General features: G+C 65.1%; 24 protein-coding genes. 9 read left to right on the plus strand and 15 right to left on the minus strand.

Annotation, left to right across the window (positions count from 1 at the left end; translation table 11 throughout):
• Positions 1-96: 96 nt before the first annotated feature.
• Entirely contained in the window at positions 97-885 is a 789-nt protein-coding gene (locus tag LDH66_RS20525) for an enoyl-CoA hydratase/isomerase family protein (RefSeq protein WP_226482944.1), read from the plus strand.
• Positions 886-930: 45 nt separating this feature from the next.
• On the opposite strand, the gene LDH66_RS20530 is transcribed toward LDH66_RS20525, so the two are convergent.
• From LDH66_RS20530 to LDH66_RS20560, 7 genes are all read right to left on the minus strand, one after another.
• A complete protein-coding gene (locus LDH66_RS20530) occupies positions 931-1,692 on the minus strand; it encodes an enoyl-CoA hydratase/isomerase family protein (RefSeq protein ID WP_226482945.1) in 762 nt (253 codons plus the stop codon).
• Positions 1,693-1,878: 186 nt separating this feature from the next.
• Positions 1,879-2,805 carry a phosphoribosyltransferase HisG-related protein gene (locus tag LDH66_RS20535; RefSeq protein WP_226482946.1) on the minus strand — a complete coding sequence of 309 codons (927 nt, stop codon included), beginning with the start codon at positions 2,803-2,805 and terminating at the stop codon, positions 1,879-1,881.
• 81 nt (positions 2,806-2,886) lie between these two features.
• Positions 2,887-5,130 (minus strand): midas domain-containing protein, encoded by a 2,244-nt coding sequence (locus tag LDH66_RS20540; protein WP_226482947.1) that lies wholly within the window; start codon positions 5,128-5,130, stop codon positions 2,887-2,889.
• 58 nt (positions 5,131-5,188) lie between these two features.
• Positions 5,189-6,025, minus strand: a complete 837-nt coding sequence (locus LDH66_RS20545; protein ID WP_226482948.1) for an MBL fold metallo-hydrolase — start codon at positions 6,023-6,025, stop codon at positions 5,189-5,191.
• A 130-nt stretch (positions 6,026-6,155) separates the two neighbouring features.
• Positions 6,156-7,367 carry a DUF7344 domain-containing protein gene (locus LDH66_RS20550; RefSeq protein WP_226482949.1) on the minus strand — a complete coding sequence of 404 codons (1,212 nt, stop codon included), beginning with the start codon at positions 7,365-7,367 and terminating at the stop codon, positions 6,156-6,158.
• Positions 7,368-7,645: 278 nt separating this feature from the next.
• Positions 7,646-8,695 (minus strand): diphthamide biosynthesis enzyme Dph2, encoded by a 1,050-nt coding sequence (dph2, locus tag LDH66_RS20555; protein ID WP_226482950.1) that lies wholly within the window; start codon positions 8,693-8,695, stop codon positions 7,646-7,648.
• A 132-nt stretch (positions 8,696-8,827) separates the two neighbouring features.
• Entirely contained in the window at positions 8,828-9,421 is a 594-nt protein-coding gene (locus LDH66_RS20560) for a HalX domain-containing protein (protein WP_226482951.1), read from the minus strand.
• Positions 9,422-9,692: 271 nt separating this feature from the next.
• Between LDH66_RS20560 and LDH66_RS20565 the strand changes: the two genes are divergently transcribed.
• Both LDH66_RS20565 and LDH66_RS20570 read left to right on the plus strand, forming a co-directional pair.
• A complete protein-coding gene (locus LDH66_RS20565) occupies positions 9,693-10,619 on the plus strand; it encodes a cell division protein CdpA domain-containing protein (protein WP_226482952.1) in 927 nt (308 codons plus the stop codon).
• A gap of 97 nt (positions 10,620-10,716) precedes the next feature.
• Positions 10,717-11,748, plus strand: coding sequence for a disk-shape morphogenesis protein volactin (locus LDH66_RS20570; protein ID WP_226482953.1), 1,032 nt, complete (start codon positions 10,717-10,719; stop codon positions 11,746-11,748).
• 130 nt (positions 11,749-11,878) lie between these two features.
• Here LDH66_RS20570 and LDH66_RS20575 read toward each other — a convergent pair whose 3' ends face one another.
• Positions 11,879-12,073, minus strand: coding sequence for a zinc finger domain-containing protein (locus LDH66_RS20575; RefSeq protein WP_226482954.1), 195 nt, complete (start codon positions 12,071-12,073; stop codon positions 11,879-11,881).
• A gap of 167 nt (positions 12,074-12,240) precedes the next feature.
• Here LDH66_RS20575 and LDH66_RS20580 point away from each other — a divergent pair, with 167 nt between their 5' ends.
• Positions 12,241-12,633: a DUF7961 family protein gene (locus LDH66_RS20580; protein ID WP_226482955.1), complete on the plus strand. Its 393-nt coding sequence runs from the start codon at positions 12,241-12,243 to the stop codon at positions 12,631-12,633.
• Between the two features lies 1 nt (position 12,634).
• Entirely contained in the window at positions 12,635-13,273 is a 639-nt protein-coding gene (locus LDH66_RS20585; RefSeq protein WP_226482956.1) for an METTL5 family protein, read from the plus strand.
• A 146-nt stretch (positions 13,274-13,419) separates the two neighbouring features.
• Here the strand turns inward: LDH66_RS20585 and LDH66_RS20590 are convergent, their stop codons facing one another.
• Positions 13,420-15,264 carry a rhomboid family intramembrane serine protease gene (locus LDH66_RS20590; RefSeq protein ID WP_226482957.1) on the minus strand — a complete coding sequence of 615 codons (1,845 nt, stop codon included), beginning with the start codon at positions 15,262-15,264 and terminating at the stop codon, positions 13,420-13,422.
• Positions 15,265-15,365: 101 nt separating this feature from the next.
• On the opposite strand from LDH66_RS20590, the gene LDH66_RS20595 reads away from it, so the two are divergent.
• A complete protein-coding gene (locus tag LDH66_RS20595) occupies positions 15,366-15,650 on the plus strand; it encodes a DNA-directed RNA polymerase subunit L (RefSeq protein WP_226482958.1) in 285 nt (94 codons plus the stop codon).
• Between the two features lie 167 nt (positions 15,651-15,817).
• Here LDH66_RS20595 and LDH66_RS20600 read toward each other — a convergent pair whose 3' ends face one another.
• From LDH66_RS20600 to LDH66_RS20615, 4 genes are all read right to left on the minus strand, one after another.
• Positions 15,818-16,699 (minus strand): hypothetical protein, encoded by an 882-nt coding sequence (locus LDH66_RS20600; RefSeq protein WP_226482959.1) that lies wholly within the window; start codon positions 16,697-16,699, stop codon positions 15,818-15,820.
• A 141-nt stretch (positions 16,700-16,840) separates the two neighbouring features.
• Positions 16,841-17,665, minus strand: coding sequence for a hypothetical protein (locus LDH66_RS20605; protein ID WP_226482960.1), 825 nt, complete (start codon positions 17,663-17,665; stop codon positions 16,841-16,843).
• 86 nt (positions 17,666-17,751) lie between these two features.
• The gene (gene hisF, locus LDH66_RS20610; RefSeq protein ID WP_226482961.1) at positions 17,752-18,567 is read right to left on the minus strand and encodes an imidazole glycerol phosphate synthase subunit HisF; all 816 of its coding nucleotides are present in this window, start codon (positions 18,565-18,567) and stop codon (positions 17,752-17,754) included.
• A gap of 117 nt (positions 18,568-18,684) precedes the next feature.
• On the minus strand, positions 18,685-19,296 hold the full coding sequence (locus tag LDH66_RS20615) for a hypothetical protein (RefSeq protein ID WP_226482962.1): 612 nt from the start codon (positions 19,294-19,296) through the stop codon (positions 18,685-18,687).
• 15 nt (positions 19,297-19,311) lie between these two features.
• On the opposite strand from LDH66_RS20615, the gene LDH66_RS20620 reads away from it, so the two are divergent.
• Positions 19,312-19,686, plus strand: coding sequence for a hypothetical protein (locus LDH66_RS20620; protein WP_226482963.1), 375 nt, complete (start codon positions 19,312-19,314; stop codon positions 19,684-19,686).
• Positions 19,687-19,703: 17 nt separating this feature from the next.
• On the plus strand, positions 19,704-19,892 hold the full coding sequence (locus LDH66_RS20625) for a DUF7550 family protein (RefSeq protein ID WP_226482964.1): 189 nt from the start codon (positions 19,704-19,706) through the stop codon (positions 19,890-19,892).
• 2 nt (positions 19,893-19,894) lie between these two features.
• On the opposite strand, the gene LDH66_RS20630 is transcribed toward LDH66_RS20625, so the two are convergent.
• Together LDH66_RS20630 and LDH66_RS20635 are read right to left on the minus strand one after the other, a co-directional pair.
• Positions 19,895-20,125: a ribbon-helix-helix domain-containing protein gene (locus LDH66_RS20630; RefSeq protein WP_226482965.1), complete on the minus strand. Its 231-nt coding sequence runs from the start codon at positions 20,123-20,125 to the stop codon at positions 19,895-19,897.
• A 157-nt stretch (positions 20,126-20,282) separates the two neighbouring features.
• Entirely contained in the window at positions 20,283-20,582 is a 300-nt protein-coding gene (locus tag LDH66_RS20635) for a hypothetical protein (protein ID WP_226482966.1), read from the minus strand.
• 250 nt (positions 20,583-20,832) lie between these two features.
• Between LDH66_RS20635 and LDH66_RS20640 the strand changes: the two genes are divergently transcribed.
• Entirely contained in the window at positions 20,833-21,486 is a 654-nt protein-coding gene (locus LDH66_RS20640) for a sulfite oxidase-like oxidoreductase (RefSeq protein ID WP_319004376.1), read from the plus strand.
• The last annotated feature ends 21 nt before the right edge of the window (positions 21,487-21,507 follow it).

A 21,507-nucleotide genomic window follows, 5' to 3' on the forward strand; every position in this document is an offset into this window, starting at 1 on the left:
ACACCTCGAGATGCAATCGCAGACACATCGACGACGAGACCTGTCTCTCCGACAGACCGGGAAAACGCTTTTACTGCTCCCTGATGAGTGGGTCGTATGTCCGAAATCGGAAACGGTCACGTTCGGATCGAGCGCGACGGACCGCGCGCCGACGTGATCATCGATCGCCCGGAGAAACGCAACGCGATGAACGAGGCGACCGTCGCGGATCTCACCGCCGCCATCGGCGAGGTCGACGCGGACGACGACGTCCGCGCCGCGACCCTGCTGGGCGAGGGCTCGGTGTTCTGTGCCGGCTTCCAACTCGAGATGATGCACGAGAAGGACGTCGACGACCACGACGAGTTCCACCGCGCGTTCCGCGAGCTGCTGGACGCGATCGACGAGACGACGACACCGGTCGTCGCGGGCATCAAGGGCGCCGGCATCGCCGGCGGGTTCGAGCTCACGCTCCCCGCGGACCTCCGCGTGCTGGGCGCGGAGACGAAGTACGGCATCATCGAGGTGAACCTGGGCATCTTCCCGCATCAGGGCTCGACCCAGCGCCTACCCCGAATCGTCGGCATCGGGAAGGCCAAGGAACTCGTCCTGACGGGCGACTACGTCGACCCCGAAGAGGCGGCGCAGTGTAACCTCGTCACCGAGGTCGTCGCCGAGGACGCCGTCGACGACCGCGCGAGGGAACTGGCAGACGAACTGACCGAGAAGGCACCGCTGGGCATCGCGAACGCGCTCGAGGCCTTCCAGACGACGTTCGACGTGCCCCTCGAGGACGGGCTCTCGACCGAGCACCGACTGGCGATGCAGGTGTATGGCACTCGCGACCGGAAGGAAGGGTTCGAGGCGCAGTTAGAGCGCCGAGAACCGGAGTTCGAGGGTCGGTAGCACCATCGAGTCAACGTTCGAAGACCGATACGCTCGCGGGACCGGTCAGTCGTCGAAGAAGTCGGCGACCCGCCGCTGGGTCTCGTCTTCCTGATAGGCCGCGATCGCGTGGTGAATCGCCTGCTGCATCGCCTCCTCGAGGTTCAGCGGCCGGGCCGAGTGGACCTGGCGTTTGGCGAGCCCGTGGACGTAGGTGGGCTTGCTCGCGAGGTCGTCCTCGAGGGCCCGGAGTTCGTCCTCGAACGCCGCGGAATCGTGGACTTCCTCGACCAGCCCCGCGTCGAACGCGCGGTCGGCATCGATCGTTCGATCGGTCATGATCAGGTACTTGGTCAGTCCCTCGCCGACGAATCCCGGGAGCTTCTGTGCGCCGCCCAGGTCCATCGCGAGTCCCATCTCGGACTCCGGAAGGCCGAACTCCGCGGATTCGTCGGCGATGCGGATATCACAGGCCAGCGCTAGTTCGAGACCGCCGCCGAGGACGTGGCCTTCCAAGGCGGCGACGACGGGCGCGTCCAGTCGCTCGATGGCCCGCAAGTCCTCGTGGATCGACTCGAGTTGATCGCGGACGACGAGCGGATCCGCCGCGCCCCACTCCGGTACGTCCGACATGTCCACGCCGGCCGAGAAGGTTCCGTCCGCGCCGCGGATCGTCACCACGTCGACGTCCTCGGCCGCGAACTCGTCGAATGCGTCGCCGATCGCGGCGAACATCTCGCCGGTCAGCGAGTTGGCCTTCTCCGGCCGGTCGAGCGTCACCGTCGCGCGGCCGTTCGATCGCTCTACGAGAATGTCACTCCCACTCATGGATGTTCGTACCTTATCCCGGGTGTTAGTGCTTCCGCAGAATCGACTCGCTGCTCGGCCGTCGGTGGTCGCATCGGCTCGAGGAAGGAGTTCGTGGGTACTCGAGACGAGCGACCGATAGCGAATCGTCCGGCAGGAGAATACCGAGTTACTCGGCGTTTCGCGGCGACCGAGCGGGATTTCGGCTTATCGACCGACGGCGAGTTCCGTCTCGAGGTCGCCGCCGTTCAGCAGCGATCGAACGAGGTCGACCGTCTCGGTCGTCTCCGCCGTGTTCTCGAGCAACACCGTCTCGCTGGGGAACAGCTGCTCGCCCAGCAGGAGCCCGTGTTCGCGCGCGGTCGATCCGGTCACCGTCAGGTAGACGCCCAGACCCGCGTCAGCGATGGCCGCCTCCTCCTCGCGGCCCTCCTCGGGATAGTAAAATTCGATGCCCTCGAGCGCCCGCGTGCCGAGGACCGCTTGCACGAGCCGTTCGTATCGCGGCTCGATACAGAGCGGGCCCTCGTAGCTCTCGAGGAAGTCCCGATCGAGCGATCCCGAAGCCGGGGCGACCTCGGGCGTGGCCAACAGCGTGTGGTAGACGGTATCGCCGAGCCCGGTAACGACCTGGACGTCGGTGTCGGAGGGATCGATCCGGGCGTTGACGTCGGCGATCCGGCCGAGCGGCTCCGGTCGGAGCTCGACGACCTCCTCGAGGACGAGGTCGGCGCTGTCGAACCCGAGCGCGAACTCGTGGGTCCGAAGCGATCGAAACGGCTCCTCGCGACCCACGAGCTGGATCACCGCGTCGTCGGGGGCTCCCTCGACGCCCGTTAGCGGAATTATCACGCTGTCGAAGACGATCCGGCGCGGTTTGCCGGCCCGATCGTCCCGCAAGAGTGTGTACTCGGGTTCGGTCGGATCGTCGACGGCGCTGTAGTCGGCGAGACGATGGTAGACATCCTCCTCGTCGGAGTCTATGGTGCCCTTCGTGAGCGCCTTTTCGTGGCGAAGCGTCGACGTAATGTCGTCCGCGAGCTCGGGGACGTCCAGGCGGTTAGCGAGGCGGTCGAGCACCGACTCGAGGGGGCGCCCCTTGCGCGGAACAGCGATCGGTATCGTCTCGCCCATCGACAGATGGTCCACTGCCGACGGATAAACGAGTTGTGTTTCCGGAATAGCGCTGCATCGAGTCGATAGCGGCGACGCGGCTCAGTCCGAGAACATCGAGCCGAGCTGGTCGCGCCACTCCTGCATGTCCGTCACGTCCGCCTTCACGTCCTCGAGTTCGTCCTCGACGGATTCGACGTCGTCTTCGACGTCCTCGAGATCTGCCGCGACGTCCTCGACGTCCGATTCGACGGCCCCGATCTCTTCTTCCACGGACTCGACGTCGGCTTCGACGGCCTCGACGTCTCCTTCCACGGACTCGACATCGGATTCGACCGATTCGACGTCTTCCTCTACGGACTCGACGTCCGATTCGACGGTTTCCAGTTCGCCCTCGACCGTCTCGAGTCCGTTCGACACCGTTTCGACCTCGGCGTCGACCCCGTCGATATCGGTCGCGAGGTCGTCGACGGTCGCTTCGAGGTCGCCGACGTCGTCGTCGACCGCGTTCAGATCGGCCTCGATATCGGCGTTCCAGTCGCTGAGATCGGCGACGTCACCGTCGAGGTCGGCGACCTGTGACTCCGTTCCCGCGAGTCGGTCGTCCATCGACGCGAGGTCGCCTTCGAGCGCCTCGATATCGGTCTGGATCTCCTCGATGAGCTGTGCGCCCGTCCCGTTCTCCTCGAGGAACGTCTCGAGCGCGTCGGTGTAGGCCGCGACCTCCTCGACACGAGACTGGAGGTGCTCGACTTTCGCGATGTCGGGCCCCGAGGGCTCGAGATCGAGTGCCGCCCGGACGGTCTCGAGATCGTCGTCGTCGACCGTCCCGTCGCGGATCTCGGCCGCGAGACGGGTCGCGATCGACCCGCTGACGTCGGGAGCGGAGGTCGGCGCTGTGTCGGCCGGTTCTGACTCGGCCGCGTCCTCGGCGTCGACGTCGGTGTCGTCGGCCTCGGCCACTGCGTCTTCGGACTCCGCCTCGAGGTCGGGCTCGGTCGCCGTCTCGCTCGAGTCGTCCGCGACGCCATCGTCCGTCACGGGTTCGTCGTCCGCGACTTCGTGGTCGTCTCCGGCGGTCGGTTCGGAATCCGCAGTCGGTTCGTTGTCGCCCTCGGCTGCATCGACAGCCGGCTCGTCGGCGTCCGAATCGTCTGCACCGACAGCCGGCTCGTCGACGTCCGCATCGGCTGCATCGACAGTCGGCTCGTCGATGTCCGTCTCGTCGGCGTCGTCAGCCTGCTCGTCAGCGTCCGTATCCGCGTCGGCGTCGGTCTCGGAATCGGCGTCGAGTTCCGGCTCGGGCGACCCGCTGTCGTCGTCCTCGGCCTCGTCGTCAGATTCGTCGCCCTCGTCGATGGACTCGATGGCGTCGGATTCGGTCTCAACCGTCTCGTCTGCGTCGGCCGCCGACTCTGCGTCGGTGTCGGCCGCCGACTCCTCGAGACCGAGATCGATCGCGGGTTCGTCCTCCTCGTCCGCCTCAGCGTCGTCTTCGAGCGTGTCGTCGGTATCGTCCGGCTCGGAATCTCCCGGTACGGTTTCGTCACTCCCCGTCTCGTCCGTGTCGGTGCCGAGATCGAGTTCGACTGCGGATTCATCGGTCCCGTCGTCTGCGTCGAGGTCGAGTGCGGATTCGTCGTCGCCGTCCGACTCCGGGATCTCCTCTTCCGCGAATCCGAGATCGATGTCTGGCGCGTCCGCTTCGTCCTCGGCATCGTCCGCGTCGGCGTCGACCGGATCGGGGTCGGTGTCGATGTCACCGAGATCGAGATCGAGCCCGCCCGACTCCTCGTCGGCGTCCTCGCTCGAGTCGGACTCCGCGTCCGCCGTCGCGTCGTCGGACTCGCCGTCCTCGAGTCCCGGAACGGAGTCGGAGTCGCCGGCGATCATGTCCTTGACGGCCTGGTTGCGGTCCTCGGAGACGATGTTATCGATGACCTCGTCGTCGACTTCGTCGGCCGCCGCGGCGTCGTTGCTGGTCTCGCGTTCGGTGATCGTCGGTTCGGTGAGGAACTCCGCGGCCTGACTCTCGTCGTCGATCTGGATGCCGTAGACCGTCTCGAGTCGCTCGCCGGGCTCGAGCGTGGCGATGAACTCGACGTGGTGGTCCTGATAGGCCGTCCAGTCGTCGCTGTGAAAGTCGGGATGGAACCCGACCTTGTCCATCGGGAACGACTCGGGAACGTCCTCCGAGAGCTGAAACGTCACGGGGTCGTCGCGATCCGATTCGATCTCGAACCGGATCGCGGGGACGGGAAACTCGTCCGCAGTGAACGTCTTTCGGACGCCTATCCCGTCAGTACTGACCTCGATCACGTCGTCCGTGTCGGCGGTGCTACTCATATGGGCCCAACGTTACCATACCATTACTATAAATTGTGCGGACGGACTCATATCTGATCTACGACAGGTCGACGCGATCACCGATCTCGACGATTTCGAGTCGCTGCGGATACTCGAAGCTGTTCGCGTGATGGTGCAGCGCCGTCGGATCGGCGGTGAGTCCCTTCCACATGTCCCAGTGACTCGGCAGGAGCCGCTCGCACTCGAGGGCGTCGGCGCACTCGACGATCTGGTTCTCGTCGTTGTACCAGCGGGTCCGCTGTAGCTCGCGGGTCTGTTTGTCCGGAACCCGTCCGACGGTACCGAACGCGAGCGCCGCGAGGTCGATCTCGTACTCCTCGCCGATCCGCTCGAACTCGTCGGTGGGTTTCGTGTCCCCGCCGTGGAAGAACGTTCCCGCCTCGTGTTCGAACACGTAACTCACGGGGTGGGTCGAGTCCGGATCGTTCGCCTGCTCGACGTGGACGGTAAATTCGCCGATCTCGAGGGTGTCGCCTTCGGTGATCTCGGTCAACTGGTCGCCGGTCACCTCCCACTCGTCGGTCCAGGCCTCGTCCTCGCGGGCGACCGCGATGCTGTCGTCGGGTGCGTAGAAGGTGGTGCCCGTGTTCGCGAGGATCGGTGCCTGGCTCGGCCCGTGAACGTGGTCGGTGTGTTCGTGGGTCGCCAGCACCGCGTCGGCTTCGGTCACGTCGTCCGGCTCGAACGGGACGGGGATCATGCGGATCGTCCGCGGCGGACTGCCCAGCCCGAAGTACGGGTCGACGTAGATCGTCGTCCCGTCGCCGCCCTTGACGACGAAGCCGTTACAGCCGAGATACCATATCGCGACGCCGTCCGGAGTCGCGTCTTCGATCTCTCGAACGAGCCAGTCTCCCCAGTCGCTTGCGATCATACTCGAGGATGCGCGGACCGATTGGGTAAGTGTTGTCGTCTCCGGCGACGGGGTGACGTGACGGGAGCAGCGAGACCGGCGCGACGAGATCGAACTAAGAGAAGCAGTGCGATGAACGGACGGCCACTGTCTAGAGCGGGAACTGCGAGCGCCGGTCCGTCTCGCGCGCGTCGAGTTCGTCGAGTCGCGAGCCGAGCATCTGGCGCATGATGACGACGAGGCCGTTGTCCGGGCCGTCGCCAACGAGTGCCGTTTCGGCGTACTCGCCGTCGCCCGGGGCCGGCCGTCCGAGCGTACCGATCATGACCGCGTCGCGGTCTGCGAATACCAGCCGGCCGACCGACTCGCCCTCCGGCGGCAGGTTGAGCCAGTCCACGCGGGGCTCCCAGAGTTCGACTTCGGGTACGCGCTCGCGGACGAGGTCACGGACGCGCGGATCTCGCGACCCGAGGGTGACGTCGACGCCGCGGTCGACCGCATCTTCGATCCGGCGGAAACAGCCCTCCTCGAGCAGTCCGGTCGTCGTGAACAGCAAGAAGAGTTCGTCGTCGGCTCGCTCACAGAGGGACTGTCCGGTCGCGATGACCTCGTCCCGGCCCTCGAGGGTTCGAACGTCCGTTCGACCCGTCTCGGCATCGCCCGCGGCCGTTTCGGCGTCCGTCGCCGGCGCACTGTCAGCGGGCCGGATCCACTCGGCGCGAACGACGGGGTGGCCCTCGTAGGAGACGCGGTCCGCGTCGTCGTCGTAGCCCACGAGCGTCGCGTCGTGTAACACCGGGAGGTGAACGTGAACGAGCGATGCCAGCACCTCGTCGACGCGCTCTCTCGAGACGTCGCGCTCGTTCGTCTCGGCCTCGCGCGCCGCGACGTCGCGGGCGAGCGTTTCGGTGGTAATCAGATGATACTGATCGCTGAGCACCGCGAGGACGGTCCGCCGGCGGTCGTCGGCGAGCGCCTCGAGAACGGCGTCGAGTTCGTCCGCGTCGGTCGTCTCGCGGTCCGACGTGACAGTCTCGAACGCAGGCTCGTCGAACACCCAGTGATCGGTCGTCCGGAGCAGTCCGTCGTCGGTCTCCTCGAGTAGCCCCGCGTCCGTCAGTCGAGGCACGAGCCGGTGGTGGAGCGCGACGAGCGCTCGCTGGTGATCGTCGTCGGTGACCGCGGCGAGGCGTTTATCATCGGTTACTGCCGCGAGTCGGAAGGCAAGATCCTCTTTCCCGATCCCGTGGGGCGTTCGGTCGCGGACGAGACGGAGGACGGTCCGTCGGCGGGCGTTGGCGAGGGCGTCGAAAAGTTCGTCGCGGGTGGCGGCCGCGGATCCGCTCTGGACTGAGTTACTCATCGACTACTGGTCGGGGACTAGCGTGCAAAAGGACTGCTCCAAACTACTTTGGATTCAGTGTCGTATTACCCATCATTAGGAAGATATTTAATGATATATACTATTTTTCTAGAGAACGTAGTACTCTATTTCGGTGAGGGTTGAGAATATGAAATTATTTACTACTATTGTCCATCGCTGACGATCGTCGATACCTGAACGTCGGCGATATCGGAATGACGTCGATACCGATCGATCGACTCGGAGAACGAGCGAGGGGCGACGAGCGGTTTCCGTCGCTACCAGGTGCCGTGGAACGTGTCGAACGAGAGGCTATCGAGCGGTTCGTCGCCGACGGCGATGCGATACTCTCCGGGGGTGAGCATCGGCTTGTGGAACTGCGGGCCGTCGTCGGTCGTGATCCGCGGACAGCCGGTGTTGACGAACGCGTCCATGTCGAAGTTCCGCAGGCGGTCCGGCGTCACCTCGTCCATCGTGATGAGATAGGCGTTGTCGTTGTCGTCGATGATCTCCTGAGCCATCTCCCAGCGGCCCTGGCCGATCTTGGTACAGAAGATAACGCCCCACTTCTCAGCGTCCATCGCGCGGTGGACCGCGCCGTACCGTTGCTTCATGAACTTCTCGGTGTCCGCGAGGGTGACGACGTTGTTGACGGGGTCGGCGATGACGACGTGTTTCTCGGGGTACTCCATTGCCAGCCCCAGGGGATGGAATTTGCCGCCGCCGACGTAGAGCACTTGATCCGCCGGTACGTCCGCGCTCGCGTAGTTACAGCCCAGCACCTGTCCTTCGTTGGTCAGCCGTTCGTCGCCGCGACGGCTGTGGACCTCGTAGCCCCGCTCCTCTAAGAACTCGCTCATCTCCTCGTAGCGGTTCATGTGCTGAGCGGTCGTCACGAGACCGACGTCTTCGGTCTCCTCGGGCGGCTCTAAGGTGTCGAGGGACTCCTCCATGATCGGCGTGACCTCGACGTTCGAGAACAGCGGCACGTAGATCACCTTGTCCGTGTTCTTCATCGGCGAGTGGCCGAAGTGGACGAACACGTCGGTGCGTTTCATTAGATAGGTATCGAGGTCACAGGCGCCGTAACACGGCTGACCCGAGAGCATGAACGTCACGTCGTCGCCGGACAGTTCGCGGAGGTCGTCGGCGACGGCCGGGCCGCGCCGTTTCAGTCCCTCCGGGAACTGCAGGCCGACCTTCTTCGCGTCTCGCTCCTCGATCGCCTTGACGATCTGCTCGAGTTCGTAGTCCCACTCGCGGTCGTGCTTGAGCTGCATTCCGGTGTTCCGGAGGTCCCCCTCGGTGTACTCCGACTCCTGACTCATTGAGCGTCCTAACGCCCACGGACGTATATACTGCACGCTGTGCCGAAACGGTCGCCTTCGTCGTGTCCACCGTCGAATTCAGGGATCGATTTCGGAGACGGGGTCCGCCGACGGCGTCTCTCCGACCCGCGATCAGGAGAGTTCGCCGGCTCGCTCGGACGGGGTGACGTCGCCGGCCGCACACGTCTCGAACGCGGCCCGGAAGTCGTCGCGGTCGAACGACGCCACCAACTCGTCCAGGTCCGAAAATACCGCCTCGAGTCGACGCTCGAGGGCGGCGTACTCCGCGTCGCACTCGGAGGTGGGGTCCGCGTTCGAGCGGGCCTCGAGCGTGCCGCGTTTCGCGGCGAGGGTCGCGCATTCGGCCATCAACTCGTCGTAGCGAGCGCGGCGCAGCAGACGGTCGACGGTCTCGCGGAGGTCGGCTTTCGCGAGCGGCTTGACGAGCGTTTCGCCGGCCACAGTGGAGGTGTTCCCTCGCTCGCCGTCGCAAAGTGTCCCCGTCGCGGCTCGGTGCTCGACTTCGGCTGCGACGGCGGTTCCGGCCGCCGTCCGGAGGCCCTGTCCGACCAGTACGACGTCGACGTCCGCGAGCGCTGCGAGAGCGTCGTCGCCGTCCGTCGTCGCCTCGATGCGATAGTCTCCCACGAGCCATGACCGTATCTCCGTTACTACGGCGGGATCCTCGTCCGCGACGAGGACGGTGTTGGTATCACCAGTCATCATTCGGAATGGTATCCGTTCGTGCCCCTATCAATATCAAACTGTGGAAAAATTTATATCTGTTTACACGAACCCGGACGGTTCAGTGGCTGGAACCGACGGTCGCTGATGGAACGCCGAGCCAGTACGACAGTGTCGGCGACGGAAACGGAGCAGACGTACTTCCCGCGGTTGCTACTGTCCGTTCGAACCGGCCGATCCGGAGTATACGATCACTGACTCGGTTCGTTTTTCGTCCCAACAGTCATAGTACTGGAGTGTAAACGAAGGACTAATGGCAGCGGAACAGGCCGCAGACGGCTATCTCTTCGACCTCTACCGTCGATACATCGGTGAACCGGAGGATCGGACCGACGTCTACGTGGGATTCGGTCTGTTTCTCGGCGGAATCGGGCTGGCGATTATCGGCCTCGTGCTCTTCCTCTGGGGCAGCACGTTCGAGGCGCGATCCGGGACGTACTTCGCGTGGGTCGGTCCCGCGTACGCGCTCGCGATGATGGCACTTCCCGCGATGATGCTCGGAATCGTCGTGCTCCTGCCCTCGGAGCGCCGGATGCTGTACGCGTCGGTCGCCGGCGTCGCCATCACCGTCGGCGCGGTCGTCGGCTTTCTCTTCGCCTATCCCAACGACTGGAACGGCTACGGCGCGGATTACACCGTTCAGGTCGTCGCGGTCTACGCCCTCGGGCTCGCCGGCATCACCGCCTCGACGGGCGCGGCACTGATCGCTCACTACCTCGATATGGCACAGCAGGCCGAGGTCGTCGCGACCGAAGACGACGAGGACGACGACGAGAACGAACTCACTGACGAAGAGATCCAGCGGGATATCGACGACGCGATGGACGGCGTCGAACTCTCGTGGGGCGGCGTCGAACAGACCGAACACAAACGGCTGAACTTCTCGAGCGACGACCTCGAGGAGGTCAGTATCGACTCCGACGCCGGTACCACGACCACCCGATCGTCGGGCGTCGACGCACAGGTCGCCGGCCTCCAGGGACTGAAAGGTGGCGAGACGAAAGAAACCACCTCGAGTTCGACGGTCGACGACCAGACGGCGAAACTGAAGGAACTGCGCGAGCAACAGCGCGTCGAGGAACTGGCGACGGCCGACGACGACGGCGGTGCCGTCGACACCGTGACGAAACCGTTCTCCGGACTGCTCGAGCGCTTGCGGAAGCTGGTAAAACGGAATTAAGACCAGTCAACCAGAAGAAATAGCGTATTGTATCGGTATTCTTGAAAGTGAAATTAATGCACATAGATTTATAATCCGTCGGTGGCCTTGCCCACATATGGCCAAAGGCCTAGACGTCGGAACGATGAACATCCTGTCAGCACAGCAGGATGGGAACGATACGGTTTTCGTGCAACAGCGTAACTCATTCGTCGAGATCGAGTACTCGGATATGGCCGAGCAGATGCTCTCGCGAAGCGAAGTGCTCCACATTCGCAAGGACGACAAGGTCTACGTCGTCGGCGACGACGCGCTCAACTTTGCGAACATTTTCAACAAGGAGACTCGCCGTCCGATGAAACACGGGATCCTCTCGAACGACGAGCAGAGCGCGATCCCGATGATGAAGCTCATCATCGAGCAGGTCGTCGGCGAGCCCGCCTATCCCGACGAGAAACTTTACTTCTCGTCCCCTGCGGACCCGATCGACTCCGATCTCTCGACGCTGTACCACCAGAAGACGATCGAGTCGTTCCTCGACGACATGGGGTACGACTCCGAACCGATCAACGAGGGGATGTCCGTCATCTACAGCGAACTCGCGGACAACAACTTCACCGGACTGGGGATCAGTTTCGGTGCCGGGATGACGAACGTCTGTCTCTCCTACTACGCGGTCCCCGTCATGAAGTTCTCCGTCGCCCGCGGTGGCGACTGGGTCGACGAGCAGGCCGCCCGCGCGACCGGGACGCCCGTCGACAAGGTCACCTCTATCAAGGAGGACGACTTCGAACTCGACTTCACGACCGACGTCGGCGGCGTCGAGGGGGCGCTCTCGATTTACTACGAGAACCTGCTCGACTACGTCATCGAGAACATCGTCAAAGAGGTCGACGAGGAAGACGTCGAGGAAGGCCTGGACGTCCCCGTCGTCGTCACCGGCGGCACCTCGAGTCCCAGCGGCTTCGAGGCGCTGTTCAAGGACCACCTCGAGGACGCGAACATTCCGTTCTCGATCAGCGGCGTGACCCACGCGAACGAACCGCTGTATAGCGTCGCCCGCGGTGGCCTCGTCGCCGCGCGCTCCGACGAGGACGTCGACCACCAGCAGGACGACGAGGAAGCGGAAGCGGCGGCCGCAAACGAGTAACCGTCGAGACTGACCGGTCGGATTTTTTCGATACTCGACGGACAGCGGCTCGTCTCACGGCTCTCGTAGCTACTCGCAGTCGATGCAGACCTGATCGCGCGACAGCCGTGCGATCGGCAGATAGCTCGGTTCAGTGGCCACTCTCGTCGTCGGCCGATTCCTCGTAGAAGCGATTGAACGCGTCCCGCCAGGACTCGCGGTCCTCGCCCTCGGGCTGGTGTTCGACGGGGACGTCGGCGAACCCACAGTGAGGACACGCGACCGTCGACACCTCCCCGAGCGCGAGTTCTTCGACGGCACCCCCACACCGTGGACACTGCTCCATACGTATAACTTTCCCGGGGCGTCCTTAACTCTATTCGAACCTATCGCGGAACGGAAACTTCCTGCCGGATCGATCATCGGCTCCGCAGACGTCGTCAGGTCGCTTCGGGTGTATTACTACTACGTATTCAACAACCTTTTTGTATGCAAGCCATGTATGGCTCGGTAATGAGTACGTCGTCCCACGGAACCGCGATCGATCGCTGTCAGCCCGCAGACGCCACGCCCGTCGCCCTCGAGGCCGCGGCGCTCGAGTCGACGGCACCGGAGTACCTCCGCGATCTCAAGGCCGAACTGACCGACGAGGGGATGATCCCCGCCGAACTGACCGTCGACGCGTGTTTCGACGAGGACTGCTCGCTCGCGACGCAGGACGAAGTGGATCGCATCCGCGGCTACGTGCGCGCCGGCTCCTTCCTCGGCGTCGGCACCGTGACCGTCACCGTCGACGACGTCGCCGATCCCGAGAAGGTCCGACCCGCGCTGGCGGCCTGTGCCGAGCGGGCCGACCGCGAGGGGCTCGCGTTCGACCTCGAGGGACCGATCGCCGTCGACGCGTGAGATGGCCGGCCCCTCGCGGCGCACGCTCGCCCGCCGCCTCGAATCGATCGCGGACTTTTCGGACCCCGCCGCCGACCTCGAGCAGTATCTGACGCCGGCGGAGCTGGCGGCCCACATCTGTCACCTGGCCGGGTTACACGACGACCTCGAGCGGCCAGTCGTCGATCTGGGCACGGGGACCGGAATGCTCGCGATCGCGGCGTCGCTTGCCGGTGCCGATCGGGTCGCGGGGATCGACGTGGATGCGGGCGCACTCGACCTGGCTCGCCGGAACGAACGGACGGTTCTGGACGATTACAGCGGGGACGGCCGCGCTCTCGAGTGGCTCCGCGGGGACGTCACTCGACATCCGTTTTCGACGACCGACGCGACCGTGGTCTCGAATCCCCCGTTCGGCGCGCAGCGCGGGAATCGACACGCGGATCGAGACTTCCTCGAGACGGCCGGCGAGATCGCGGCCGTCTCCTATACGATCCACAACGAGGGAAGTCAGGAGTTCGTCGAGTCGTACGCCGCGGACGCGGGTGGCGACGTGACGCACGCGTTCCGGGCCGAGTTTCCGCTCGCGAAGCGATTCGAGTTTCACACCGAAGCTGAGGAGACGCTCGAGGCCGAGGTCTTCCGAATCGAGTGGGAGTAACGGTATCAGGTTCGATCGGGACGGATTCGAGGACCGGAATTACCGCGATCCTCGCCGACGCCGGTGCGTCTCACCTAATGAGATGCTTTTTCTAATTCGAACGGAGATAAAAAGCATCGGCGGTCGATCGCGTCGTCACCGGGCGCTTAGCCGACCGAATCGTACGTCTCCTCGCTCGCGATCGCGACTCGCGTCCCGTCGGCGGCCGCGTAGACCGACTCGTTCTGGCGTTCGAAGGTGAGCCCGCCCGCCGTCGCCGTCTCGTTCGCGTCCGGAATCGGCGTCGTCGCGACGGCGTCGCGCTCGGTCGATGTCACTTCGAGGACGAACGTCCCGTCGTCGGAGTCGATCGTCACGTTCCGATCGGCGATTCGCGCTTCGGCCCGTGACTCGTTCGATTCGTACGCGAGTTCGGTCGCCTCGCCGTCTTCGTCCAGTCGGACCTGATAGACGGTATCGTTGCCGACCGGTTCCCAGCCGGTGCGTTCGACGTGAACCGCTTCGCGCCAGCCGGGCCCGCCGACGTAAACCGTCTCCTCGCCCGTAAAGGAGAGGCGCTGCGCGCTGACCGCCTCGAGCCAGATCTCCCGCTCGTCGCTCGAGACGATCACCCCGCTCGACTCGAGACCCTCGTCGCTCTCGAGGGCCTCGATGCCGATGCCGCTGACGAGCCCGTTCTGGACGCCCTCGACGTACTCGACCGTGTAGTCCTCGACCTGGACGGCCGAGTCCGAGGACGCGGTGGCCTCGTCGACGACGAGGAAATTAGCGGGGATGGCGATGCCGGCAAGGACCGCGAGGATGCCGACGACCGCCAGAACGGCGGTCCCTCTGCGACCGAGGCCGAGCGGCGAACTCGAGTCGCGGGCTCGCGTTCGCGCGCCCGCGGCGATCTCGCGGACGCGGTCGACGCGCGCGGTGACGGCACCGCCCTGATAACTGGCATCGGCCAGCTCGAGCACCCGATCGACCGACGGCCGACCGCCGCCGTCCGATCGGGGAGTCGTCCCCGTTGACCGCGTGAACAGCCCCTCGAGTCGGCGGGGGAGGAGCGGCCGCTCCGAGGCGGTCATCGATAGCGTGACGACCAGTGCGAGGACCGACACGACGGCGACGCCCGGGCCCTGATAGAGGACGTACGTGTTCTCGCCGCCGAACCAGTAGATCGCCCACAGCCGCTTCGAGAACCCGAACAGGAGGATCGCGAGCCAGAGCCGCAGCGGATTCGGGCGCTGCCCCCGGCGCTCGAGGAGCGCGATGCCGAGGACGAAGCCGAGAAAGAGGCCCAGCGCGTGGCCCTGAATGGCGATGCCAGCCCACGACGGGGCGGAGGGCGGGCTCGGCTGGGCGGTGTAGACGTTGATCGGATCCCGGAGCGCGTAGAAGAGGCGCAGGACCACGCCCTGGACGCCGAGGGTGCCGACGATCGTGACGATCGGGTAGTGGACGACGGCAAAGCCAGCGAGGGCGAAGACGACGCCGGAGAAGCCGATTACGGGACCGAGCGCGAACAGGCTCGTCACCAGCCCGATACCGATGACGATGAGCGGAAAGATCGCGAACGCCCGCACTCGAGGGTCGGTATGCCAGGCGTCGGCCCGCTGCGGATCGCGCGCGTCCGAATAGTGGCCCCAGGCGAACTCGGCGAGCGGTGCGACGACGACCGTTCCGGCCAGGTTTCCGACGAGGTGACCCAAACTCGCGTGGGAGAACGACGCCGCGGCCATCCCGAGCGGGTAGAAGTACGACCAAGTTCGGTAGGGGATCGTCACCGGGTCGTCGAGGTTCGTGATGCCGTCCTGAACGAAGAGATAGACGCAGACCACGAACGCGATGACGACGAGCGACCCCCACGGGACGCCGTACACGAATCGCGACCGGAGCACGTCGCGCCAGCGCCGAGCCGGCCGATGGACCCGTCGAACGACCGCGATCGACCCCACCAGCGCTGCGACGACGAGGGCCGTCAGCAGGGCCGTGAGCGAGAGCATGGCTCGTGGTTCGAACGGGGGCGTATAGTGATTTGCCTTCAGCGACCGCGACGAGCGGCGGCTTCGAAAGGTACAAGCAGCCGACGGCCGGACTGAATGACATGGAACTGCGGGTCACCGAGAGCACCGAGAACGAACTCTCGATCGAAATCGCCGGCGAGGACCACACCTTCATGAACGTGCTCAAGGGCGCACTGCTCGAGCACGACGACGTGAGTGCAGCGACCTACGACGTCAACCCCGAACAGTCGGGGGGACAGACCGAGCCCATCCTGACCATCAAGACCGAGGGCGGTGCCGATCCCCTCGAGTGTCTCGAGGACGGGGCCGTGACCGTCCGCGAGAAGGCGATGTCGTTCCGAGAAGCGTTCGAAGCAGCCGCCTGAACGGGACAACCGCCGGCCGATAGCCGATCGCACGACTCGTTTCGGCGCTCGTTTTTCGTTCGAATCGGTTCGCCTGTCGGTCCTCGATAGCGGCGGCTCGATCGACTGACGGCGACTCGATCACCGTGGTCGAGTGACGGCGACTCGGCAGTGCGTCGCGACCCTCGTCAGCACGTCGCGTAAAAGGTGTAGATGTCCCCGTTCGGGGCGACGTGAACGTCGATTCCTTCCGCGTCGAACCCGGTTCGCATATCGTCGCCGTACCGCGAGAGATACTCCGCGACGATCGCCTCGGCGAGGGCGGACTCGTCGGTGTAATCCGCGGCCGAGACGCCCGTAATGACGACCGGCGCCTCTCGAGGGATCGCGTCGCCGCACGCGTGATCGAACCTGTCAGCGTCTACGTTCTCGGGATCGGAATCCCCGAACTCGCGCTCGACGAGCCGACGGTTCTGGTACTCCGCGTAGGCCGCGAGGCCGCTATCGTACGTTCGACTCTCGGCGGCGTCTCGTTCGTTCTCGAGGCGGTCGTGAATCTCCTCTTCCGTGGCCTCGAGATCGAGCCCGCCGGACTCGGCCCCGTCACCGGGCGCGTCCGGCGGCGACGGCTGGCCGATCCCCGGCAGCACCGACAGCGGGACGATCCCCGTCGCGAACAGCGCGACGACGACGCCGAGAACGGCGAAAATAGGCAGATAGGGTTTCGCAACCTCGAACCAGCTCGGCGTGTCGAGGTCCCGTTCCAGACCCTCGTAGGTCTGCTCGACCCGCTCGAGGTCCGGATTGCCACAGCGCGAACACGGCGGAGTGTTTCGGACGTGTTCGCGGCCGCAGTTCGGACAGGCCCAGACGTACTCCTCGCCGGTTTCGACGGTTCCGGAGGGTATCGGCTCGCGATCGACGTCGGGAGCGCCGTCGCTCCCGGGCCCGGATTCGCGCTCCTCGTCGACGCGGACGACCGCCTTCTCGAACGAGTTATGGCCGCAGTCGTCACAGGGCGGGTCGTTCTCCGCGTGCGGTTTGCCACACCGCGTACACCGCCAGTTCACTGATAGAAGTGCACGACTGCGGAGGGATAAGCGTATTGGACGGTCGAACGCGTTGATCCGTGAGTCGCTAGGCCAACTCGACGATGCGGTTTCGGTCGTCGGTCCGCTCCCTCGGAGAGCGTTCGATCGAACACGGACCGGCTAGCACGTCGCGTAGAACACGTAGACCGAGCCGTCGACGACGTGGAGATCGATCCCCTCGCCGTCGTACCCGGACCCGGTAACGCCGTCGCCCGAGCGCATGAGATCGACGACGCCGTCGGCGAGCGCCGCTTCATCGTCGTAGTTCGCCGTCGACAGGGCGTACGGTAACTGGCCCTCCTCGAGCCTGCCGCGACAGTCGATTCCGAAGTCGCTCAGCGATACCGCCTCGACCCTCGCGTCCTCGTATTCGATCGCCACGTACGCACGGTTGTGGTACTCCGCGTACGCCGCGAGCCCGTCGTCGTACGTCCGCGAGTCGGCGCGCTCGTCCTCGAGGCGGTCGTGGATCAACTCCTCAGTCCGTTCGAGATCGATCCCCGCCGCCTCGGTTCCGTCGCCGGGCGCGTCGGGCGGGTCCGGCGTGACGATTCCGTTTATCATCGTTGGCGAGACGATTCCCGTCGCGAACAGCGCGCCGATCAGGACGACGACGGCGACAACGGGCAGGTACGGTTTGGCGACTCCCAGCCAGCCCGGCGCGTCGAGATCGCGGTCGACGTCGTCGTACGTCTGCTCGGCCTTCTCGAGGGTCGGATCGCCACAGCGCGAGCAGGGCGGATTGTTCTTGACGTGCTCGCGGCCGCAGCTCGTGCAGGCCCAGACGTAGGACGGGCCGCTGTCTATTCCGCCGGCCGACGAGGACGCCGACTCGTCGTCCCCCTCGCGGACGACCGCCTCTTCGAACGAGTTATGGCCACACTCGTCACAGGGCGGGTCGTTCTCCGCGTGCGGCTTCCCACACCACGTACATCGCCATCTCACTGATACTACCCGCTAATCACTCGAATATAAATATGTCGGATAGCGAACGAAACCCGTCGCTCGACCGCCGGTCGTCCGGTTCGGAGTCAGAGGCGGACGGGAACGCCGCGTTCGTCGAGATAGGCCTTCGTCTCCTCGATCGAGTACTCGTCAAAGTGGAAGATCGAGGCCGCGAGGCCGGCGTCGGCGCCCGCCTCGGTGAAGACGTCGTACATGTCTTCGGGGCCGCCACAGCCCGACGAGGCGATAACGGGCGTGTCGACGGTGTCACAGACAGCCTCCGTCAGGTGGAGGTCGTAGCCGTCTTTCGTTCCGTCCTTGTCGATCGAGTTGACGAAGAGTTCGCCCGCACCGCGGGACTCGGCCTCTGCCGCCCACTCGAGGACGTCGATTCCGGTTCCCTCGCGGCCGCCCTTTTTGGTGCACTCGAACCAGCAGGACTCGCCGTCGACCTTGACGTAGTGTTCGCCCTGTTCGTCGAAGCGCCGTCTGGCGTCGACGCTGATGACGATACACTGGCTGCCGAACGCGCGCGCGCCCTCGTTGATCAGTTCGGGCCGCTCGAGCGCGCCCGTAGTGATCGAGACCTTGTCCGCGCCGGCCCGCAGCGTCTCCTTGATGTCCTCGGTAGTCCGGATGCCGCCGCCCACGGTGAGGGGGATGAAGACCTCGTCGGCGACGCGCTCGACGACGTCGAGCATCGTCTCGCGGCCCTCCGCGGAGGCGGTGATGTCGAGGAAGACGAACTCGTCCGCGCCGGACTCGTTGTAGGCCTTGGCCATCTCGACCGGATCGCCGGTGTACTTCAGGTCCTCGAAGTTGACGCCGGTGTAGACCGCCGGGTTCCCGTCCTCGTCGAGATCCACGTCGATACACGGGATGACTCGCTTGGTCAGTACCATGTGGTTCTTACCGGACCGTTCGCACCGGGGATAGTAAAGGGGTCTGGATCGGGTGCCGAGTGATCGGCCGTCCGCGGCCGCGCGACGCCGGACTCGAGTCGGCGCTCGACGGTCACCTCAGGCCGTCTGGAGTCGCTTTCGGAACGCCGCGACGGCGTCCGGCAGGACCTCGAGTTGCGCTCGCAGGCGCACGTACTCGCCGTATTCGTCGCCGAGCGAGACGGCGGTGTCGGCGTCGTCGTCCGCGGCTCGCCGTACCCGCTCGTCGGTCCACTCGAGCGATCGCAGCGTCTCCGCGAGGACGTCCGTCCCGAGCGAGGGGTAGGTCAGCGACTCCCGCACCGACGCGGCCGCGTCGATCGCCGCCGTTCGTTCCGCGCGGATCTCGTCGACGGTGTCGGGGACCGAGACCGTCCCGTCCTCGATTCCGTCGCGCACGCGCTCGAGAGCCCGATACCGCTGTTCGAACCGGACGGCCTCCTGGAGGCCGATCCCGAGCCGTCCGTCTTCGATCGCCTCGCGAAGGCCGCTTTCCGCGCTCGAAACCGGATCCGCGACTCGCCAGAGCGCGCCTTCGAGGTGATCGTCGAGCTCCGCGTCGACGCCGTCGAGCCAGTCCCGATCCGTCCGCCGGGTTGGAAGGTCTGCAGCCTCGACGCGATCGGTCGCCGCCTCGAGCGCGGCGTCGAAGACCGGCGCCAAATCCGTCGGCTCGTCGAGACGGTCCACGTATCGCTCGTCGAGATGGTCCCAGACAGTCGTCGTTGCCGCCCCCGACTCGACCGCGCCCGCACCGGTCCCGATCTCGACGACGTTCGAGTCGGGGTAGACGTCCCAGCGTCGATCGCCGAGGCGGGTCGCGACGGTCTCGAGATCCGATTCGAGCCGCGCGTACAGCAGCGCCGCCCGGAGGCGGTAGTCGTCACTCCCGCGGTACGCGACCGACTCGAGTCGGTCGCGGGCGATCGATCGGACCTCGCGACGCTCGTCGAGGACGGTTTCGACCAGCGCTTCGTCGCCGATCGCGGTGAAAGTAGTCGCCGCGGTCCGAGCGCGTCGATCGCTCGAGCGACGGGTGGCCTCCGCTCGTCGCCGAGAGAGGTGTCTTTAAGGTGGTGAGTCGGCAATACCCGGATATGACAGACGACTCGGAGCAGTCGGCGGATCAGGATACGGGTGCCGACGTCGGCCACGATCTCGAGGCCGAGCGGACGACCGCACCGATGAGCGACTACTCGTCGCGAGCCGTCCTGATCGGGACAATCGTCGCGCTGGTCGGCGCGGCGATCGTGTTCGGAATACCAGTACTCGCAGTCGGCGTATAAAGCTAGAAGACGTACTCGTCGTCGTGGCCCATCATGCCGTCGTCTTCGAAGCCGGTGCCGCCGGTTCCTGTACCCTCCTCCTCGTCCGAGGGACCACTGGTCTTGTAGGCCTTGATGCCCGTCGAAAGGAGGTCCTCGATCGCCTCCTCGCGGTTGACGAACTCGCCGCGTTCGACCATCTGGGCGATCTGCATCTCGAGGTGTTCCGGTATGGTGATCTCTACTTTCGGCATCTGATTCGGCTTTCGGCGAGGGGGTATTTAGGTTTGACGGGGACCCTACAACGACTGGGAGAAACCAATCAATCGTTGAATGAAACGAGTCCCGGTCGAGCGCGGATCGAAGCCGACGGCGGGATCGCGGGTGAGAAGTCGGCTGACTCGGCTCGGCTTAGCGGTTGCCCATCATCGAGTCGAACGCGTCTTTCAGCTTCGTCCCGGGCTGAGTCAGCGTCTCGAGTTGCTGGCGCATCTTGCGCTGGTTGAAGTAACTCGCGAACGCGAGGATCGTCGGTGGCCAGAGGCCGATGAATGTGCCGAGTCGCTGCTCTCCTCGGAGGAAGAAGTAATAGAGCGAGAGGCCGACCGATGCGGCCGACGCAACGAATGCGGGCCCCATCGCCTGCTCGCCGACTTCTTCTGCTGCCTGTCCGGACGGTTCTTGTTCCATTAGTTGTTGTCTACTCGCCATGCACTGCTATCTCTCGGTCAGACCGTACTAAGTGATGACGAGGGTTTCGCCGGAAACTCTCGAGTTGGGACGAGACTGGTATCGTTTCAGTCAATTCCTGCCCCGATCCCGTCCCGCAAATGTCGCGTTTTTCGAGCGCCGGTCTCTCGAATTCGGTGCCGGTCGCGGATTCCGTCTCAAGTCGCCGGTCACCGTCGGAATGACGAGGCCGCAGTCAGTGGTACGGCCGGTGACACGTCGAATCGAGCGAATGCCGGCCGTCAGCGGATGGCGTCACATCTACGTCCGTCCGGGCGTAGGCACGAGTATGGACACGACGGACGTAACGGATCTCTATCAGGAGTTCGGCGACGAGCGGCTACCGCCGGGACAGCGAGAGACGTCCGAGTTCCCCGTCCTCTCGAAGAGCGGGACGCCCGACTGGGACCCCGAGACGTGGGAGTTCACCGTCACCGGCGCGGTCGACGAGGAGCTGACGTTCTCGTGGGACGAGTTCCGAGAGCTACCGACCGTCACCCAGCGACAGGACTTCCACTGTGTGACCGGCTGGAGCAAGTTCGACTGCGAGTTCACGGGGGTCTCGTTTCTCGAACTCGCCGAACGAGCCGGCGTTCGTGACGATGCCGTCCACGTCATGTTCTCCGCGCTCGACGACTACACGACGGACCTGCCCCTCGAGGACTGCATGCGCGAGGAAGTCCTCTTCACCTGGGCGTTCGACGGCGACCCGCTTCCCGAGGACCACGGCGGTCCGCTCCGTGTCGTCACGCCCCACAGGTACGCCTACAAGGGCGCGAAGTGGGTCGACGGCGTCGAGTTCCTCACCGAGCCCCAGCGGGGCTACTGGGAGCGACGCGGCTACTCGCAGACGGCGGACCCGTGGCAGGAGGAACGGTACAGTTAACGTGACCGTCTCGGTCGGTCA

The organism is Natrinema amylolyticum (assembly GCF_020515625.1).
Lineage (GTDB): Archaea > Halobacteriota > Halobacteria > Halobacteriales > Natrialbaceae > Natrinema > Natrinema amylolyticum.

What these genes read in the sequence shown, in the direction of transcription:
- LDH66_RS20565 (WP_226482952.1), top strand. Translation starts at nt 9,693, where the DNA reads ATGGCAGCGGAACAGGCCGCAGACGGCTATCTCTTCGACCTCTACCGT.
- LDH66_RS20590 (WP_226482957.1), bottom strand. Translation starts at nt 15,264, where the DNA reads ATGCTCTCGCTCACGGCCCTGCTGACGGCCCTCGTCGTCGCAGCGCTG.
- LDH66_RS20550 (WP_226482949.1), bottom strand. Translation starts at nt 7,367, where the DNA reads ATGAGTAACTCAGTCCAGAGCGGATCCGCGGCCGCCACCCGCGACGAA.
- LDH66_RS20635 (WP_226482966.1), bottom strand. Translation starts at nt 20,582, where the DNA reads ATGGCGAGTAGACAACAACTAATGGAACAAGAACCGTCCGGACAGGCA.
- LDH66_RS20540 (WP_226482947.1), bottom strand. Translation starts at nt 5,130, where the DNA reads ATGAGTAGCACCGCCGACACGGACGACGTGATCGAGGTCAGTACTGAC.
- LDH66_RS20570 (WP_226482953.1), top strand. Translation starts at nt 10,717, where the DNA reads ATGGCCAAAGGCCTAGACGTCGGAACGATGAACATCCTGTCAGCACAG.
- LDH66_RS20530 (WP_226482945.1), bottom strand. Translation starts at nt 1,692, where the DNA reads ATGAGTGGGAGTGACATTCTCGTAGAGCGATCGAACGGCCGCGCGACG.
- LDH66_RS20580 (WP_226482955.1), top strand. Translation starts at nt 12,241, where the DNA reads ATGAGTACGTCGTCCCACGGAACCGCGATCGATCGCTGTCAGCCCGCA.
- LDH66_RS20545 (WP_226482948.1), bottom strand. Translation starts at nt 6,025, where the DNA reads ATGATCGCAAGCGACTGGGGAGACTGGCTCGTTCGAGAGATCGAAGAC.
- hisF (WP_226482961.1), bottom strand. Translation starts at nt 18,567, where the DNA reads ATGGTACTGACCAAGCGAGTCATCCCGTGTATCGACGTGGATCTCGAC.
- LDH66_RS20625 (WP_226482964.1), top strand. Translation starts at nt 19,704, where the DNA reads ATGACAGACGACTCGGAGCAGTCGGCGGATCAGGATACGGGTGCCGAC.
- LDH66_RS20525 (WP_226482944.1), top strand. Translation starts at nt 97, where the DNA reads ATGTCCGAAATCGGAAACGGTCACGTTCGGATCGAGCGCGACGGACCG.
- LDH66_RS20595 (WP_226482958.1), top strand. Translation starts at nt 15,366, where the DNA reads ATGGAACTGCGGGTCACCGAGAGCACCGAGAACGAACTCTCGATCGAA.
- LDH66_RS20620 (WP_226482963.1), top strand. Translation starts at nt 19,312, where the DNA reads ATGGTCCCAGACAGTCGTCGTTGCCGCCCCCGACTCGACCGCGCCCGC.
- LDH66_RS20630 (WP_226482965.1), bottom strand. Translation starts at nt 20,125, where the DNA reads ATGCCGAAAGTAGAGATCACCATACCGGAACACCTCGAGATGCAGATC.
- LDH66_RS20575 (WP_226482954.1), bottom strand. Translation starts at nt 12,073, where the DNA reads ATGGAGCAGTGTCCACGGTGTGGGGGTGCCGTCGAAGAACTCGCGCTC.
- dph2 (WP_226482950.1), bottom strand. Translation starts at nt 8,695, where the DNA reads ATGAGTCAGGAGTCGGAGTACACCGAGGGGGACCTCCGGAACACCGGA.
- LDH66_RS20640 (WP_319004376.1), top strand. Translation starts at nt 20,833, where the DNA reads ATGCCGGCCGTCAGCGGATGGCGTCACATCTACGTCCGTCCGGGCGTA.
- LDH66_RS20560 (WP_226482951.1), bottom strand. Translation starts at nt 9,421, where the DNA reads ATGATGACTGGTGATACCAACACCGTCCTCGTCGCGGACGAGGATCCC.
- LDH66_RS20585 (WP_226482956.1), top strand. Translation starts at nt 12,635, where the DNA reads ATGGCCGGCCCCTCGCGGCGCACGCTCGCCCGCCGCCTCGAATCGATC.
- LDH66_RS20535 (WP_226482946.1), bottom strand. Translation starts at nt 2,805, where the DNA reads ATGGGCGAGACGATACCGATCGCTGTTCCGCGCAAGGGGCGCCCCCTC.